This window comes from Dyella sp. A6, from assembly GCF_036320485.1.
GTDB lineage: Bacteria > Pseudomonadota > Gammaproteobacteria > Xanthomonadales > Rhodanobacteraceae > Rhodanobacter_A > Rhodanobacter_A aluminiiresistens.
In genome coordinates this window covers 378,287-395,188 of the sequence record NZ_CP132911.1, presented here as the reverse complement: position 1 = coordinate 395,188, position 16,902 = coordinate 378,287, and the positions used below count along the sequence as shown (strand labels likewise).

Below are 16,902 nucleotides of genomic sequence, written 5' to 3'. Positions count from 1 at the left end.
CGGTCGCCGCACAGCCGGTGTTGACCGTGATCAAGCCGATCGGCCGGCACCGCGCAGGCCGGTCACGCCACGCAGCTGTGCCCGCTCGACCGCTGCCCTAGGTAATCGCCGGTGGAAACGCAGCCGACGACACGCCCCTCGCGGATGCTGGCCACCTCGTCCACCAGCGTGGACAGGCCGCCCAGGCGGTGCGTGATGAGCAGCACGCTGCGCCCCCGCGTGGCCACGCTCAAGGCACGGTAGAGGTCCGCCGCCGTGCCCGCATCCAGCCCCTCCAGCGGTTCGTCCAGCACCAGCACCGGCGCGTCCGCGAGCAGCGCGCGCGCGATCGCGATGCGCCGTGCCTCGCCACCGGACACGCGTACTCCGTTCTCCCCCACCCAGGTGGTCAGGCCATGCGGCAGACTCGCCACGTAGTCACCCAGCTGGGCCTGCTCCAGCGCCGCAAGGATGGCCTCGTCGCTGGCGTCGGGGCGCGCGACGCGCAGGTTGTCGCGCAGGCTGGCACCGAACAGGTAAGGCTGCTGGTCGACCACCGCGATGCGGGCGCGCACGTCGTTGCCGTGCCACGCATCCAGCGATACGCCACCCAGGGTGATCGTCCCTTCATAGGGCAGAAAACGCAGCAGCGCGCCGACCAGGCTGGACTTGCCCGCCCCCGAGGGACCGACCAGCGCCAGCCGCCGGCCCGGCGGCAGATCGAGATCCACGCCATCGAGCGCCCAGCGGGTATCCGTGCCGTGACGCAGGCGCAGCTGGCGCATCGCGATGCCGCTGTCGCGCACTGCCGGGCTGGCAGTCGCCGGCTCGGTCACTGCCGGCAGCGTGTCGGCCAGCGCGAACACCGGCCGCGCCGATGCCAGCATGGCACCCAGCTGCGCCCACGCCTCCGGCAGCGGCGCGATCGCCTCGAAGGCTCCCAGCGACAGCAGCACCAGCATGGTCAGCTCGGGTGCGGCCAGTGCGGCTGCGCCCACCGCCGGAATGCCGAGCAGCAGCGCAGCGACGACCGCCAACTGCCCCGCCAGCGTGACGCCTGCACTGCCAGTGGCCTGCAGGCGGTCGGTCCGCGCGCGCGCCTGCTGCAGCTGCACGGTCACCTGCGCCACGCGTTCGGCATGCGCCGCTTCGGCACCGTACAGCGCCAGCTCGGCACGGCCCTGCAAGCCGTCTGCGGCCAGCATGCGCAGGGTTTCGGCATGACGCACCGCGGCTTCGCCGTCGGCGCGGCCATGCCGCAACGCCCAGCGCGGCAATAGCACGCCGGCGATCACGCACAGCACGGCCAGCGCAAGCGCGAACAGCGGCAGGAAACCGGCCGCTACCGCCAGCACCACCAGGGTCACGCCGGCGGCCACCAGCAGCGGCACGGCCACCCCCAGGTAGGCATGTTCCAGTGCATCCACGTCGGCGCGCAGGCGCGAGAACAGCTCGGCACTGCGCAGGCCGCCCAGCCGCGCCGGTGCCAGCGGTACCAGCCGATCGAACAGCCAGAGGCGCAACCGCGCCAGCACCCGCAGGGTGGCCTCGTGGGTCACCAGTCGCTCGATGTAACGACCACCGGTACGCAGGATCGCGAACAGCCGGATCAAGGCCGCGGGCGTGTAGTAGTTGATCGCCGCGCCGGTCGCACCGGCGATCGCCATGCTGGTGATGAAATGGCCGGACACCGCCAGCAGGCCGATGCCCGAAAGCGTGCTGAGCAAGGCCACCACGGTGCCGGCCAGCATCCACGCCCGGTCGCGCCGCAACGGCAGGGCCAGCAAGCGATGCAGAAGATCGGAGCGATCGTCGCTCATGCCGCGCGATCCGCCGCCAGCAGGCGCGCGAAGGCGCCGCCCTTCGTGCGGAGTTCGGCGGCTATACCGGTCTCGACCACTCGCCCCTGGGCCATCACGGCGACCTGTTCATGCTCGCCGATGGCATCCAGCCGGTGCGCCACGCGGATCACCGTGCGCCCGAGCGCGAGACGCGCCAGAGCCCCATCGACGGCGGCAGCGGTGGCGGCATCGAGGTGTTGCATCGGTTCGTCCAGCAGCAGCAGCGGCACGTCGCGCAGCCACGCCCGTGCCAGCGCCAGCCGCTGGCGTTCACCCCCGGAGAGGCCCTCGCCGCGCTCGCCCAGCGGCGTGTCCAGTCCCTGCGGAAGACGGGCCACCAGCGGCCCGAGTACCGCCGCCTGCAGCGCACGTTCCAGTGTCACCCGGTCGGCATCCGGCGCGGCCAGCAGCAGGTTGTCGCGCAGGCTGCCATGGAACACGTGGGCACGCTGCGGCACCCATGCGATGTGTCGCCGCCATGCCGGCATGTCCAGTCCCACCAGATCCTGTCCGTTGACCAGGATGCGGCCGCCGTCCGGCTGCGCAAAACCCATCAGCAGGGCCAGCAGGGTGCTCTTGCCGCTGCCACTGGTGCCGACCACAGTCAGTGAAGTGCCGGCAGGTATGGCCAGGTCGACGCCCTGCAGCACGCTGCGGTCGGCGTCATAACCGAACACGACGTGTTCGAACGCAATCCGGATCGTGTCCATCGGCATGGCGGCATGCGATTCCCGGTCTGCCGACGGCACAGGCTCGGAGTCGACGGGCATGGCGAGCAGGGCCACCAGGTCTTCGGCGGCGGCCACGGCGTCCATGCGGCGATGCCGCTGGGTACCGAGCGACCGCAGCGGCAGGAAGAATTCGGGCGCCAGCAGCAGCACGAACAACCCGGGCTCGAACCCCAGCTTGCCCCACATCAGCCGGAAACCGATCAGCACCGCCAGCACCGCGATGCTCACCGTGGCGAAGAACTCCAGCACCAGCGCCGACAGGAACGCCACCCGCAGCACCGCCATGGTGTCGCGACGGTAGGCCTCGCCGGTGGCCGCCAGCAGCTCGCGTTCGCGCGCGACCGCACGGAACAGGCGCAGCGTGGTCAGGCCCGACAAGGCATCCATGAAATGTGCACCCATGCGGCGCAGTTGCTTCCAGCGACGCTGGCTGGCCCGCTCTGCCGCCTGCCCCGCCAGCACCATGAACAGCGGTATCAGCGGTGCAGTCACCAGCAACACCAGCGCCGACCACGGATCGGCACCGAGCACCACCAGCACGATGAGCGCAGGCACGATCACCGCCAGCGCAGTCTGCGGCAGATAGCCCGCGTAATAGGGCACCAGTGCGTCTACACCATCGACCAGCCGGGTGACCTGGTCGCCGCCGGACTGCTGCGCGGCCCAGCGCGGACCCAACACCTGCAGACGCTGTTCAAGCGCCCGGCGGACCTGGGCGCTGACACGCGCGCCTGCGTCGAAGGTCAGCCGGCGCTGCCACAGGGTCAAGCCGAAACGGAGCAGCGCCAGCAGCGGCAGCGCCAGCAGCACCGGCCAGAGTCCATGCAGGCCCTGGCCACCGAAAATCGCAGCGCTCAGCGCGTGGGCCACCAGCCAGGCACCCAGGCACATCAGTACGGCCTGCGCGGCACCGGCCAGCATGCCGCGCGTGAGCAGGTGCCGCACCGGGCGGGCCTGCTCACGCAACCAGGCGGAAGGCGCACTCAGCATGGGCTGCACACCACCGGTGGAAGGCACGCCATGCGCTTCGCCGCGATCACTGCCCGTGCGGCACCGCGCGGGCCTTCGCTTTCTCGCGTGCCTGTTCTTCCTGGGTGTCCAGCAGGACACCGCCTGCCGCGGCGATCAACACGATCATGGTGGTGCCCACCAGCCAGGCGAAATACCACGCCCCGCTGTCGCCCAGCATCACGGCGATCACGATGACCACGACAGCAAGCACCATGAACAGGATGAATTGCATGAAGGTTTTCATGAGGCGTCCTCAGTAAGCGTGTTCGTCAGCCGCGATGTCGGCAGCCGTGACCTTGCCGCGCATCACGTAGAACGCCCAGCTGGTGTACCACACGATCAGCGGCACGAAGACCGCCGCGAAACCGAGCATCCAGCTCAGGGTGAGCCGGCTGGAGCTGGCGTTCCACACGGTCAGGCTCTGTGCCGGCACGCTGCTGGACGGCAGCAGGAACGGGAACAGTGCCACGCCGGCCGTGCCGATCACGCCTAGCCAGGCCAATGCACCGAGCCACCAGGCAAGGTGCGAGCGGTTGGCGTACGCGGCAAGCATGCCCAGCAGCATGCCGGCGAAGCCGATCGCCGGCACCAGCCACAGCACCGGATGGGCACGGAAGTTCGTGAACCAGGCACCGGCAGCCATTGTCACGGTCTGTTGCAGCGGCGTCTGTGGAACGCCCGCCCCCGGATTCGAGCCCATCACATAGCCGGACATGCCGTGCACCCAGAAGCCACCGATGGCGAACAGCACGATCGCCGCGATCGCCGCCACCCGCGTCAGGCTGCGTGCCCTGTCGTAGATCGCGCCCTCGGCCCCGTTCATCAGGGTGACCGAACCCATGAACACCGACATCGACAGCGACAGCAGTCCGCACAGGATCGCGAACGGATTCAGCAGGCCAAGGAACGAGCCGGTATAGGTCGAGGTGATGCTCCAGTCGAAGTGGAACGGCACGCCCTGGAACAGGTTGCCGAAGGCCGCACCGAACACCACCATAGGCACCAGGCCGCTGATGAGCAGTGCCCAGTCCCACATGTTGCGCCAGCCTTGCGAAGGCAGCTTCCGGCGGTACTCGAAGGCGAGCGGACGCAAGATCATGCTCCACAGCAGCAGGAGCATCACCACGTAGAAACCCGAGAACGCGGTGGCGTAGATGAGCGGAAAGGCCGCGAATGCGGCGCCGCCACCAAGCACGAACCAGACCTGGTTGCCCTCCCAGTGCGGACCGATGACGTTCAGCGCCACGCGGCGCTCGGTGTCGTTGCGGCCCACGTAACGCAGGATGGTACCCACGCCCATGTCCATACCCATCATCACGCCCAGGGCGAGCAGCAGCACGCCGAGCAGCAACCACCAGATCACCTGAAGCGAAGCATACAGTTCCATCGATCAACCCTCCGCGTAGCCGGCCAGTCGGTCGACGTGCGACCCGCCATGGGAAATGCCGCTTTCATGGTCGTCCGGACCGCGCCGGATCGCCCGCAGCATCAGGAACATCTCGATCACGATGAAGATCGAATAGATCGCCACGAAGCCGATCAGCGAGAAGATCATGTAGCCCACGCTGTGGGTCGATGCGGACATCCAGGTCGGCAGAATGCCGTACACCGTCCATGGCTGCCGCCCCAGTTCGGCGACCACCCAGCCTGTCTCGCAGGCCAGGAACGGCACCGGAATCATCCACACCGCGAGCTTGAGGAACCAGCGCTTGCGCTCGACCCGGTTGCGCATGGTGTAGATCACCGCCAGCACGAAGTAGGCCAGCATCGCCAGACCCATCCCGACCATCACGCGGAACGACCAGAACACCGGTGCCACCTGCGGAATGGTGTCGCGTGCCGCGGCGGCGATCTCGGCCGGCGTCGCCTTGCTCACATCTGGCGCATAGCGCTGCAGCAGGAAACCGTAGCCCAGGTCCTTCTGGTGGGCATTGAACTGATCCATCGCCGCCACATCGCCCGGCTTGGCGGACAGCGTCTTCAACGCCTCCACCGCGGGAATGCCGTTCTCTATGCGCCGGGCCGCCTGCTTCTCCAGCGCGTCCACCGCCGGCACCGTGCCTTCCAGCGAATGCGTTTCCAGCAGCGACAGCGCATACGGCACCTGTATCTCACCGTAGTTCGTCTGGTTCTTCTGCGACGGGAAGGCAATCACGTTGAACGGCATCGGCGCCGGTTCGGTCTTCCACAGGCCCTCCATCGCCGCCAGCTTGGTCGGCTGCGCCTGGCCGCCGATGAAGCCCAGTGCATCGCCCAGGGTGATTACACCGGCGGTGGACAGCACGCCGAACAGCACCGCCATGCGGAACGAGCGCCGCGCCAGCTCGGTGTGACGGTTCTTCAGCAGATACCACGCGCTGATGCCCGCCACGAACACCGCAGCGGTCACGTAGCCGGCGATGCTGGTATGCACGAACTTGGCCTGCGCGTCGTGACTGAAGATCAGGTCCGAAAAGCTGCTCAGCTCCAGGCGCATGGTGACCGGATTGAAATGCGCACCTTCGGGCGCCTGCATGAAGCTGTTGGCGATCAGGATCCACAGTGCGGAGAAGTTCGAACCGAACGCCACCAGGTAGGTCACCGCCAGGTGCTGGCCGCGCTTCAGGCGCTCCCAGCCGAACACCATCATGCCGATGAAGGTGGCTTCCAGGAAGAAGGCCATCAGACCCTCGATCGCCAGCGGCGCACCGAAAATGTCGCCGACGAAGCTGGAATAGAACGACCAGTTGGTCCCGAACTCGAACTCCATGGTGAGGCCGGTGGCCACGCCGATGGCGAAGTTGATCAGGAACAGCTTGCCCCAGAACTGGGTGATCTGCCGATAGATCTCCTTGCCGGTGGTGACGTAGACCGTCTCCATCGCGGCCAGCAGGAAGGACAGCCCAAGGGTGAGCGGCACGAAAAGGAAGTGATAGAGCGCGGTTAGCGCGAATTGCAGACGTGACAGGTCAACGACGTTGATGTCATGCATGGCGGTAGCGTCCTGACTGGATGAAAAAGCACGAGCCCCCGTTCCATTGGCGAACAATGCCGCCAAGTCGCCGATGTGTCCAACACGATGAGGCGTGATGCATCCGCATTGTTCGTGCAGACATGCCACCGGTTATTGATCACGATCAAGTCGATCCGACATCAACTCCCCAACCCGCCGCCGCACTGCGGCGTGAGGTCGCAGTGCGGCGCCATGTCCGGCCGTAAGTGATCGAAGTCAATCCTACTCCGGTGCGGGTTTCGAGAATGGTGCATGCCACCAGACCCGCAAAAAGGACGACATATGAAAGCCCTGCTTTCCACTCTGCTCGCCGGCACACTCATCGCCGGCATGCTGCCGGTTGCCCATGCGGCCGATGCCAAATCCTGGGTCGTCCACTTAGGCGCCCACGTGGTCGATCCGAAGTCCGACAACGGCCATCTCGCCGGCATGAAAGCCAGCATTGGCAGCGACACCCAGCCCACAATCAGTGCGGAGTACTTCTTTACGCCGTCGTGGAGCGCCGAGGTGCTGGCGGCATTGCCCTTCAGGCACACGATCCGCCTGAATGGCCAGAAGGCCGCCACCACCAGGCAGCTACCGCCGGTGATCGGCGTCAATTACCACTTCCTTCCCGATGCGAAGATCTCGCCCTTTGTCGGTGCCGGCATCAACTACACGCGCTTCTTCAGCACCAAGGGTGCCGGCCTGCTCGAGGGCGCTCACGTCAAGATCGACAACAGCTGGGGCGCTGCGGCCCATGCCGGCGTGGACGTGCAGCTCGCACCACGCTGGCTGTTCACCGCGGACATCCGCTGGATCAGCATCAGCGGCGACGTGCACGTGAACGGCACCCGGGTCGGCAACGCCAAGGTCGACCCCTGGGTCTACGGCGTCAGCGTCGGCTACCGGTTCTGACCTGAGTCCCCCCTGATCTGCATGCTGGCCAGCATGCACACGCGACGTCGCCCATCCCGGGCGGCGTCCGTCACCGGAATCCACAGCGTGACCGATACGTACAACGACCTGCAGCAGAGCTACGGCCGATGCCTGCGCGACAAGCGCTTCATCGAACACTTCTACACGGTGTTCATGGCGAGCCATCCGGACGTGCCCGCGCTATTCGCCGGCACCGACATGCAGAAACAGTACTTCGCCCTGCGCCACGGCATCAGCGTAGCGATCCTGTACGCCTCGGGCAGCCCGATCATGCAACGCACCGTCGAGCGCATGGCCGACGTGCATGGCAAGACCGGCCATTGCCCGGTCTCGCCGCAGCTCTATCCATACTGGATCGAGAGCCTGCTGAAAGTGATCGCCACCTCCGACCCGGACAGCACGCCGATGCTGCTGGCCCGCTGGCGCGAGGCAATGGGCGTGATGACCCGCAGTTTCATACAGCGCTACGACGCCTGATCCAGCATACCGCGCCCTGTCGCGTCACGCGGACACGGCACTGATCGCCTCGTCGATCCAGCCCTGCACCGCGTCGCGCATCGCCTGCCGGGCGGCTTCGGGCGCGGTATCGAAAGCGCTGTCGCGGCCCAGCAAGGTGGCGGCATAACCCGGTGAACGAACCTGCCGGTTGCCTTCCTCGGCTTCGATCACGTACGTCCGCGGGGCTCCGGCAGCCGGTTCCAGCGCATCGCTCGTGGCATTGGCGAACAGCGCCAGGCGTCGCTGCGAGGTGATCGCCGTCAGGCTGCGATAGCGCGGCCCGTGCCGCTCCGTGGCATCCGCCACGTGGCATTGCCCGGCAAGGGCAGCATGACCACTGGCGCAGCCTTGGGCCAGCGACCGCACAACCTCGACGGCAAAGGCGCGAGCCTCGTCGCTGTCGTAGCGCATGCCCAGCAGTGCCAGCGCATCCCCCAACCCGATGATGCCGATATGCAGCCGCTCCGGCGGCGGTCCACCCGCCCCCTGCAAGGTCGCCGCATTGTCCAGCAGATGCACGGCTAGCGCCGCGACGGTCATGAACCTCGGCAGGTCGAGAGCCGCGGCCACGCTCCCCGGATCGGACACGAAACTGGCGACGTTCAACACCGCCACCAGGTCATCGCCGCCCCAGGCTGCCGCCGGGGTACCGGCAGTCATCAGGATCCGCTCGCCTGGCAGCAGCTGCCAGTCGGAGAACACCACCAGCAACCGTCGCGCGAACGCCAGGCGCTGCTGCTCCGGCTCCACCGAAGCCAGCGCCCAGGCGACGCGCTCCCAGGTCGCGTCCACCGAAAGATCGCGCAGCTCGCCCTGTTCACGCCAGCGGAACCAGGCGTCCCATGCCTCGACCGCGGCCGCGTCTATGAAGGGCGAAGCCCCCAGTTTCTGGATCATGTCGTTACATCAAGTGAGGTGTTCTCTGGCGAGAAGCACGCTAACGACTTCGCTCCGCGCGGCGTTGAGGCAGATCAAGTCATCGTGCGACGGCATCCATCGCCACCCCGCGAAGCCGGTTGCGGCCGTCACGCTGTTACACACTGTTACCGATTGTTGCAGTGCGGACATCCGGCTGTTTCGCAGCACTTCTAGCGTATGCCCCATCGATCAGGTCCAAACGCATTCGGAGAATCGCCGTGAACAGCATCGTCAGCATCGAGCCTTCGGTCACCCACGCGCCGCGCGCTGTCGCGCATGTGTCCCACGAGCCCCAGACGCTGCCGACGATCGACATCGACGAGCTGCGGACCCGCATCCCGGTAGTGCAGCGCAAGCTGGAAGCCGGCCAGTACCTCTACCACGCCGGCCAGCCGTTCCAAGCACTGTTCCTGGTGCATGCCGGTTTCCTGAAGAACTGCCTGGTGGCCGAGGACGGCCGCGAACAGGTCACCGGGTTCCGCATGCGCGGCGACCTGATGGGGGTGGAATCGATCGGCGCACCCACGCACAGCTGTGACGCGATCGCACTGGACAGCTGCACCGTGTGGGAACTGCCCTATCCCGCGATCCTTGGCGCCAGCCTGCAGATGCCCGAACTGCACGCCCAGCTGACCGCCGCCCTGGCGGCCGAAATCCGCAGCGACCGCTCGTGGATGCTGGCCCTCGGCACGATGAGCGCGGAACAGCGCGTGGCCGCGTTCCTGCTCGATGTCGCGGCCCGCCACGAGGCCCTGGGATTCAGCGCGCACCATTTCGTGCTGCGCATGAGCCGCGCCGACATCGGCAGCTTCCTGGCGCTCAAGCACGAGACGGTGACGCGCGCGCTCGCCCGGCTGATCGCGCAGGGCTGCATCTCGGTGCAGTGGCGCGAAGTGCGCATCCTCGACGAAGCCGCACTGCGGGTCGCCATGCAGAACAACACCCGCGTGCACTGAGACACTTGCCGGATCCGGCACACGTCGTCCGCTGGCATGCCGTCACTCCGACACCCCTGACGTTCACACAGCGAAGATGCACTCGGGAGCTGGCGTCACCGCGCGTCGAGCAGCTTCCGCAGCGCCGCCGATAGCGCCTCGCGACGGTACGGCTTGCGCAGGAAGTCGAAGCCGGTGGCATCACCACGTTCCTGCAGGGAGCGCTCGTCGCCCGAAGTGAGTAGCACCGGCAGGCCCGGTCGCAAGCGGTGCACCTCGCGTGCCAGCTCGACGCCATTCATGCCGTTGCCCAGCATCACGTCACTGAACACCAGATCCACCGCGCCGCCCTGCGGCCCGTTGAGCAGCACCAGTGCCTCGTCCGCGTTGGCCGCGGCCAGGGTGACATGGCCCATCGACTGCACGAAGCGCAACGCCACCTGGCGCACATCGGTTTCATCCTCGACCACCAGCACGGTCGCCTTGTTGCGTGCACTGGCGCTCTCGGTTGTCACCCGCGGCTCCGGCACCGCCGCGCTGCCGCGTATTGCCGGCAGGTGCAGCTCGACGCAGGTGCCGTAGCCCAGCCGGCTGTCGATCGACAAATGACCGCCGGACTGTTTCACGAAACCGTACACCATGCTCAGTCCGAGCCCGGTGCCCTTGCCGTGATCCTTGGTCGTGTAGAACGGCTCCAGCGCGCGGGCCAGCACATCGGGGGACATGCCCAGACCGGTGTCGCGCACAGTCAGCACCACGTAGTCGTGGACACCCGACGCGTCGGTTGACTCCGGTGCCAGTTCATGGCGCAGCCCAGCACTGATGTTCAGCCGACCACCGCGCGGCATCGCATCGCGGGCGTTGATCGCCAGGTTCACCAGCGCCGCATCAAGTTGGCCCGGGTCGACGAACACGGCGGGCAGGCCGTCGGGACAATAGGTCTGCAGGTCGATCGCATCGCCAAGCGTACGCCGCAGCATCGCGCCGAGATCGCCCAGCAGCACATCCAGTTCGCAGCGCTGTGGCGACAGTTGCTGCCGCCGTGCGAAGGCCAGCAGTTTGCGGGTCAGGTCGCTGCCGCGGCCGACCGCGCGCATCGCACTCTGGATGATGTCGCGCCAGGGCGTGTCATCGCCGATCTCTTCCTCCAGGATCTGCAGGTTGCCCGAGATCACGGTCAGCAGATTGTTGAAATCGTGCGCGATACCACCGGTCAGCTGGCCGATGGCTTCCAGCCGCTGCGCATGCGAAAGACGTTCTTCGCTGCGCATGCGCCGCATCGCGCTGGCCAGGGTCATCGCCAGGCTCTGCAGGGCATAGCGGATGTCGTGGTTGAAACCGCGTGCCATCGGCGACAGCACCAGCAACAGGCCGGCGGCAGGTTCGGCCCCGGGCAGCGGAACCACCGCCATCTCGGCAAAGCCCGTATTGGCAAGCGCCTGCCAGGCTCCGCCCTGTGCCGCAGCCTGCGCCGTTAGATCAAGCACGGTCGACGGCACCCCCGCGTCCACCGGGAGCACGGCCAGCACATCGTCGAGCAGGCCATGCGGAAGACCATGTGCCGCATGCACACGCATGCGCTCATGCGACGCGCCCTGGAAGGCGAACGCCACCGCCGCCATGTCCAGCGCATCGCAGATCAGTTCAGGCACGTCGCCAAGCACGGCTTCCAGGCTGGAGGCGCCCAGCATCAGCTGGCCGACACGGATCATCATGCGGTCGTAGCGTGCACGCACCAGCGCCAGCCGCGCGCGTTGGCTTTCCGAAATATCCCGGATCGAGGCCACGTACAGCGGTCCATCCGGAGTATGGATCGGGCTCAGCGCTACCTCGACCGGAAATTCGCTGCCGTCCCGACGCAGGCCGACCAGTTCCTGCCCGCTGCCCATCGGCCGGATGCGCGGGCTCTGCGCATACTCGGCCACGTGCCGGCCATGCACAGCGCGCACCCGCTCGGGAATCAGCAATTCGATCGACGCGCCGTGCAACACATCCAGCGCATGGCCGAACATCTGCACGGCCTGCGGGTTCGCACGCACGATCATGCCGCCGGCGTCGACCGCGATCATCGCGTCGGGGGCCACATCGAACCATTCGCGGAACATGGACGCCTCGCGCATGCCCGGGTTCATCGACGCTGCACCTGTGGCGTGAACAGGTAACCCGCGCCACGCACCGACTTGATCAGTTGCGGATGAGCCGGATCATGCTCGATCTTGCGGCGCAGACGCCCGATCTGCACGTCGATGGCACGGTCGTAGGGGCCGGCATCCCGGCCGTGTGTGTAACCCATCAGCTGGTCGCGCGACAGCACCCGGTTCGGGTGATTCAGCAGCACCTGGAGCAGCTCATGCTCGCCGCTGGTGAGCGCCACTTCGACACCCTGCGCATCGAGCAGCACCCGCGTGCGCGGATTCAGGCGGAAGCCCGCGAACACCAGCCATGTCTCGTGCGGGACGGCATCCGCTTCCGTTGTCGCCGGCAACACGCGTCGCATCACGCTGCGCACGCGCGCCAGCAGTTCGCGCAGATCGAACGGCTTGGTCACATAGTCATCGGCGCCAAGCTCCAGCCCGACCACCCGGTCCACCGACTCGCTGCGGCCAGTCACCATGATGATCGCGCCATGCCAGTGCTCGCGCAGATAGCGGCACAGCTCGAAGCCATCCTCATGCGGCAGGCCCAGGTCCAGCAGGACCAGGTCGACATGTTCTCGACGGATGGTTTCGCGCATGACCATGCCATCCGCTGCCGTGCTCACGCGGAAGCCGTGATTGCCGAAGTAGCGCTCGATCAGAGCCCGGATTTCCTCTTCGTCCTCGACCACCAGCAGGTGAGGACGCGGCACAGCCTCCGGTTCGGAACGAGTCAGTGGCATGCGGGGACATGGCAGCGAGCAAGGCCTGCAGTCTAGCAAGAAACACCCATGTCGGATGCGCTCGTACCTGCGGCGAAACGCCCATGTGGCATCGGCTTGACCCATGTCAAACGGTGTCGCGCATGGGTGCGTAACGTGGTCCGCCTGTCACTCATGTCCGGGAACAACCGCCATGTACGCGAACCTGCTGGTATACCTTGATCTGGACCGCGACAACACCGCACTGCTGAAGATCGTCGGCGATCTGGCCGAACGTTTCGGAGCGGGCGTCACCGGCGTGACGGCCAGCCAGCCGGTGCGCATCATCTACGGCGACGGCCTGCTCACCGGCGACATCGTCGAACTGGACCGCACCGAGATCCGGCAGGCCATGGCGAAAGCCCATGAGCAGTTCCAGGCTGCCCTGCAGGGACGCGCGAAGCGGTTGGCGTGGCGCTCGGACGTATCGGCCGAAATGCCCACCGACTACGTGGCCCGCCAGGTGCGCAGCGCAGATCTGGTGATCACTCACACCGACTACGACAAGGCCTATTTCGACGAATCGCGCCACGTCAACGCCGGCAATCTCATCATGCAGGCCGGTCGCCCGGTGCTGACGGTACCGGCGGCGGCCGGATCCCTGGCAGCGAAGCATCTGCTAGTGGCCTGGAAGGACACCAGCGAGGCCCGCCGCGCCGTCGCCAGCGCGCTGCCGTTCCTGAAACAGGCACAGACAGTGACGGTGGCGGAAGTGACCGACACGACGCTGGCCGAGGCACCGAACGGTGCCCGCGATGTCGCCGAGTGGCTGAAGCTGCACGGGGTGCCGGCAACCAGTGTGGTGGAGCGGGCACATGGCCGCAGCGCGGACCAGCTGCTAGGCATCGCCCTGGCGAACTCGGCGGACCTGATCGTCGCTGGTGCCTATGGACACAACCGCCTGCGCGAATGGGCACTGGGCGGGGTCACCTACAACCTGCTGGCCGAATGCGGCATGTGCACCCTGATGTCGCACTGAGCGAAACCGGGCCACATGCCGACCCGCAGCCCCGCTCGCGCCATACGGGCGCAATCAGGGCTGCGGGCATTAGTGGATCAGCGGACCTCGACGACCACCAGGCCCTGCGGCGGGATCGCCACGTCCAGCACGCCGTGACTCAGCTTCAGCTGCTCCGGCGCACCCAGCTTGCCGGCCTTGCGCAGGGTCGCGATCTGCTCGCGGGTCGGAAAGTCCGGGCGGCCCATGCGGTTGAAGGCCGCCACGGCATTGCCGTGGGTGGCATCCAGCCGCCACAGGCGGGCGGTCGCATCGGCGGGAAGCGACGACAGGTCGACCTGGAAATGCTTCACCTCGCCTTTCGGCTTGCCGACCGTATAGGTCGCGGTGTCGCCGACCGGCGGCGCGTAGTTCCACAGTGCCAGCACCAGGCTGCCATCGGCGCGGCGCGTGACCAGCGCGGAATCCGACGTCACCGGCAACTGCACGTCACCCAGCTTGTGCAGCATCTCGAAGGCATTGAAGGACGGCTTGTCGATGCGGTCGGCCGCGATCAGGCCGAAACCGCCGTAGAACGGCGTGCGCACCACGCCGCCTTCCTCGAACACGTCGGAGAACGACCAGTAGCTCATGACGTTCACCTTGCCCGCGCAGGCGCGGATGGTGTTGGCGAGCCACGGGCCCATGTACACCGTGTCGGTGACATTGGGCAGGTTGGCGTAGGACGCGTTGTACTCGCTCATGATGAACGGCAGTTTCGGGTACGGCGAGGCCAGCACCTCCTTGTGCACCTTGGCCACGGCGCGGCACACCATGTCCTTGCGCGAGATGTGCTCGTCGGTGTGGAACACGTTCTGCGCAGTATCGTCGCCGTAGACGTGCGTGCTGACGAAATCCACCGGCACGTGCGCGGCATGCACGTGGGCCAGGAAGGCCGACACTTCCGCGGCCTGCGCCGTGGCGGGGCCGCCCACGCGCAGGCGCGGGCTGACCGACTTCAGCGCGCGCGCGGTGTGGTCGTAAAGCGTGAAGTACGTGGCCATCTTGGGCTTGCCGGCCCAGAAGCCGATGTTCGGCTCGTTCCACACCTCGAAGTACCACTTCGACACCTCATCGATGCCGTAGCGCGCGATCAGGTGCTTCGCGAAGGCGCGGATCATGCCGTCCCACAGCGCGTAGTCCTTCGGTGGTGCGATATTGGGGTGGTACCAGAAGCCCTGCAACGCCTTGGGATCGGAGCTCATCGCCTGCGGCATGAAGCTCAGTTCCACAAAGGGACGCACGCCGCGCGCCAGCAGGCCGTCGTAGATCTGGTCGACATACGAGAAGTTGTAGACCGGCTTGTCGTCCTTGGACGACGTGTCGGCCGCGTTGTAGAACGGCTGGCCGGGCTTGCCCAGGTGGAACAGGCCCACCTCGTCGTCGAAGATGCCATGGAAGCGCACGTAGCCGAAGCCGGTCGCCTTGTGCACCGCCACCAGGTCCTTGCGGTAGTCGTCGCGCAGCGAAAGTATCGCCCGGCCGGAACCGAACATCTGTTCCCAGAAATGCGGGAACGGCTTGCCCGCCGCTTTCGCGTCCACGTGGATCTGCACGGTATCGCTGGCGGCCGGCGCTGCCTGCGCCACCCCAACGGTCAGCAGCGAGGCCGCGAGCAGCCCCAGCCATCGTCCCGCACGGGACCGGTTCGGTGTTGTTTTCATGATGACGTGCACTCCGCACTCTCGCTGTTGTGTCGGTAAGGAAAAAATCATTCGTCGATCGCCTCGCCATGGCTCTCGATCACGCTGGCGTAGAACATCGCGCTGCGCTTGGGCGTGCGCTTCTGCGTGGCGAAGTCGACGTGGTAGAGGCCGAAGCGCTTGGCAAAGCCCAGCGACCACTCCAGGTTGTCCATCAGCGACCACGCGTAATAGCCCTTCAGGTTCACCCCGGCCTCGATCGCCTGATGCACCGCCGCCAGGTGCTTGCGCAGGTAGTCCACCCGCAGCGGGTCCTCCAGCACGGCGCCCTCGGCCACCGGCGGGTCGTAGAACGCCGAGCCGTTCTCGGTCACGTACAGCGGCAGGTCGCCATAGCGCTCGCGGAAACCGGTCAGGGTGTCGACCAGACCCTGCGCATAGACCTCCCAACCCGTCTCGGTATGTGTGCGCTGCGGCTGCCGCACCGGCGCCGCGCGCAGCGGCAGGGCCGTCGCGTCATGGCGCACCACGGCGCGGGTGTAATAGTTGATGCCGACGAAGTCCACCGGCTGCCGGGTCAGCCGGAAGTCCTCCTCGGGGAAATCCGGCCATGCATCGCCGTAGACCTCGGCCAGCTCGGGCGGATAGCTGCCGAGCAGGGCCGGATCGGCGAACTGCTGGTTCATGTAGGCGTGCGCGCGGCGGGTGGCGGCCAGGTCTTCCTCGCGATCCGAGGCGGCATACTTCGGTTCGATGTTGAACACCACGCCAATCTGGTTTCGTCCATGCGCGCGGTAGGCCTGGATCGCGGCGCCACTGGCGCGCATCAGGTTGTGTGTGGCCAGCGGTGCCTCGTAGAGATTGCGATGCCCCGGCGCCAACGTGCCGTGCAGGTAACCGCCGTCGACCACGACCCACGGCTCGTTGAGCGTGGACCAGTACGGCACACGGTCGTCCAGCGCCTTGAACATGGTTTCGGCATAGTCGGCGAACCAGTGCGCGATGTCCCGGTTGAGCCAGCCGCCACGGTCGTCCAGCGCGGCCGGCAGATCCCAGTGGAACAAGGTGATGTTCGGCGTGATGCCGTGTTCCAGCAGCTCGTCGACGAGTCGTGCGTAGAAGTCCAGGCCTTTCGGGTTGATCCGCCCGGTGCCCTCGGGCAGCACGCGCGACCAGTTCACGCTGAAGCGATAGCTTTTCAGGCCCAGTGCGCGCATCAGCTGCACGTCGTCCCGGTAGCGGCGGTAATGGTCGCAGGCCACGTCGCCGGTATCGCCATCGGCCATCATGCCCGGCGTGTGCGCGAAGCGTTGCCATATGCTGGGTCCGGCGCCGTCGGCGAGTGGCGAGCCTTCGATCTGGTAGGCGGATGTAGCCGCCCCCCAGAGGAAGCCGTCCGGAAAGCGGTAGCGTCGGGTCATGGATTCTGGAACTCGCGAATGCCGCACTGCGGCTTGATGTAATCGATTACATGCCGAGAATAGCCGAACGCCGTCCCGGGATGCACGCTGTTGAAACCCCTTCCCGCGACTGCAACCGCCGA

14 protein-coding genes are annotated in these 16,902 nt (G+C 66.8%); 4 read left to right on the top strand and 10 right to left on the bottom strand.

The window, feature by feature from the left end; genetic code table 11:
• Positions 1-62 precede the first annotated feature (62 nt).
• Genes cydC through RA164_RS01535 form a run of 5 tightly spaced genes read right to left on the bottom strand, consistent with a single transcriptional unit; the run spans position 63 to position 6,533 of the window.
• Positions 63-1,799, bottom strand: coding sequence for a thiol reductant ABC exporter subunit CydC (gene cydC / locus RA164_RS01555; RefSeq protein WP_329742228.1), 1,737 nt, complete (start codon positions 1,797-1,799; stop codon positions 63-65).
• On the bottom strand, positions 1,796-3,541 hold the full coding sequence (gene cydD / locus RA164_RS01550) for a thiol reductant ABC exporter subunit CydD (protein WP_329742227.1): 1,746 nt from the start codon (positions 3,539-3,541) through the stop codon (positions 1,796-1,798). Before cydD ends, cydC begins: the two co-directional genes overlap by 4 nt.
• Before the next feature lie 46 nt (positions 3,542-3,587).
• Complete coding sequence (locus tag RA164_RS01545) at positions 3,588-3,806, bottom strand: hypothetical protein (protein WP_329742226.1); 219 nt, start codon at positions 3,804-3,806, stop codon at positions 3,588-3,590.
• Positions 3,807-3,815: 9 nt separating this feature from the next.
• Positions 3,816-4,949: a cytochrome d ubiquinol oxidase subunit II gene (cydB, locus tag RA164_RS01540; protein WP_329742225.1), complete on the bottom strand. Its 1,134-nt coding sequence runs from the start codon at positions 4,947-4,949 to the stop codon at positions 3,816-3,818.
• Positions 4,950-4,952: 3 nt separating this feature from the next.
• A complete protein-coding gene (locus RA164_RS01535; RefSeq protein WP_329742224.1) occupies positions 4,953-6,533 on the bottom strand; it encodes a cytochrome ubiquinol oxidase subunit I in 1,581 nt (526 codons plus the stop codon).
• Positions 6,534-6,836: 303 nt separating this feature from the next.
• On the opposite strand from RA164_RS01535, the gene RA164_RS01530 reads away from it, so the two are divergent.
• Both RA164_RS01530 and RA164_RS01525 read left to right on the top strand, forming a co-directional pair.
• Complete coding sequence (locus RA164_RS01530) at positions 6,837-7,451, top strand: OmpW/AlkL family protein (RefSeq protein WP_329742223.1); 615 nt, start codon at positions 6,837-6,839, stop codon at positions 7,449-7,451.
• 87 nt (positions 7,452-7,538) lie between these two features.
• Complete coding sequence (locus RA164_RS01525) at positions 7,539-7,949, top strand: globin (protein ID WP_329742222.1); 411 nt, start codon at positions 7,539-7,541, stop codon at positions 7,947-7,949.
• Between the two features lie 24 nt (positions 7,950-7,973).
• Here RA164_RS01525 and RA164_RS01520 read toward each other — a convergent pair whose 3' ends face one another.
• On the bottom strand, positions 7,974-8,867 hold the full coding sequence (locus RA164_RS01520) for a hypothetical protein (protein ID WP_329742221.1): 894 nt from the start codon (positions 8,865-8,867) through the stop codon (positions 7,974-7,976).
• 239 nt (positions 8,868-9,106) lie between these two features.
• On the opposite strand from RA164_RS01520, the gene RA164_RS01515 reads away from it, so the two are divergent.
• Entirely contained in the window at positions 9,107-9,844 is a 738-nt protein-coding gene (locus tag RA164_RS01515; RefSeq protein ID WP_329742220.1) for a helix-turn-helix domain-containing protein, read from the top strand.
• Positions 9,845-9,939: 95 nt separating this feature from the next.
• On the opposite strand, the gene RA164_RS01510 is transcribed toward RA164_RS01515, so the two are convergent.
• Positions 9,940-11,955, bottom strand: coding sequence for a PAS domain S-box protein (locus RA164_RS01510; RefSeq protein ID WP_329742219.1), 2,016 nt, complete (start codon positions 11,953-11,955; stop codon positions 9,940-9,942).
• A complete protein-coding gene (locus RA164_RS01505; RefSeq protein ID WP_329742218.1) occupies positions 11,952-12,701 on the bottom strand; it encodes a response regulator in 750 nt (249 codons plus the stop codon). Before RA164_RS01505 ends, RA164_RS01510 begins: the two co-directional genes overlap by 4 nt.
• A gap of 172 nt (positions 12,702-12,873) precedes the next feature.
• On the opposite strand from RA164_RS01505, the gene RA164_RS01500 reads away from it, so the two are divergent.
• Entirely contained in the window at positions 12,874-13,698 is an 825-nt protein-coding gene (locus tag RA164_RS01500; RefSeq protein ID WP_329742217.1) for a universal stress protein, read from the top strand.
• 77 nt (positions 13,699-13,775) lie between these two features.
• Here RA164_RS01500 and RA164_RS01495 read toward each other — a convergent pair whose 3' ends face one another.
• Together RA164_RS01495 and RA164_RS01490 are read right to left on the bottom strand one after the other, a co-directional pair.
• A complete protein-coding gene (locus RA164_RS01495; RefSeq protein ID WP_329742216.1) occupies positions 13,776-15,380 on the bottom strand; it encodes a GH39 family glycosyl hydrolase in 1,605 nt (534 codons plus the stop codon).
• 47 nt (positions 15,381-15,427) lie between these two features.
• Positions 15,428-16,780, bottom strand: coding sequence for a GH1 family beta-glucosidase (locus RA164_RS01490; protein ID WP_329742215.1), 1,353 nt, complete (start codon positions 16,778-16,780; stop codon positions 15,428-15,430).
• Between the last annotated feature and the right edge of the window lie 122 nt (positions 16,781-16,902).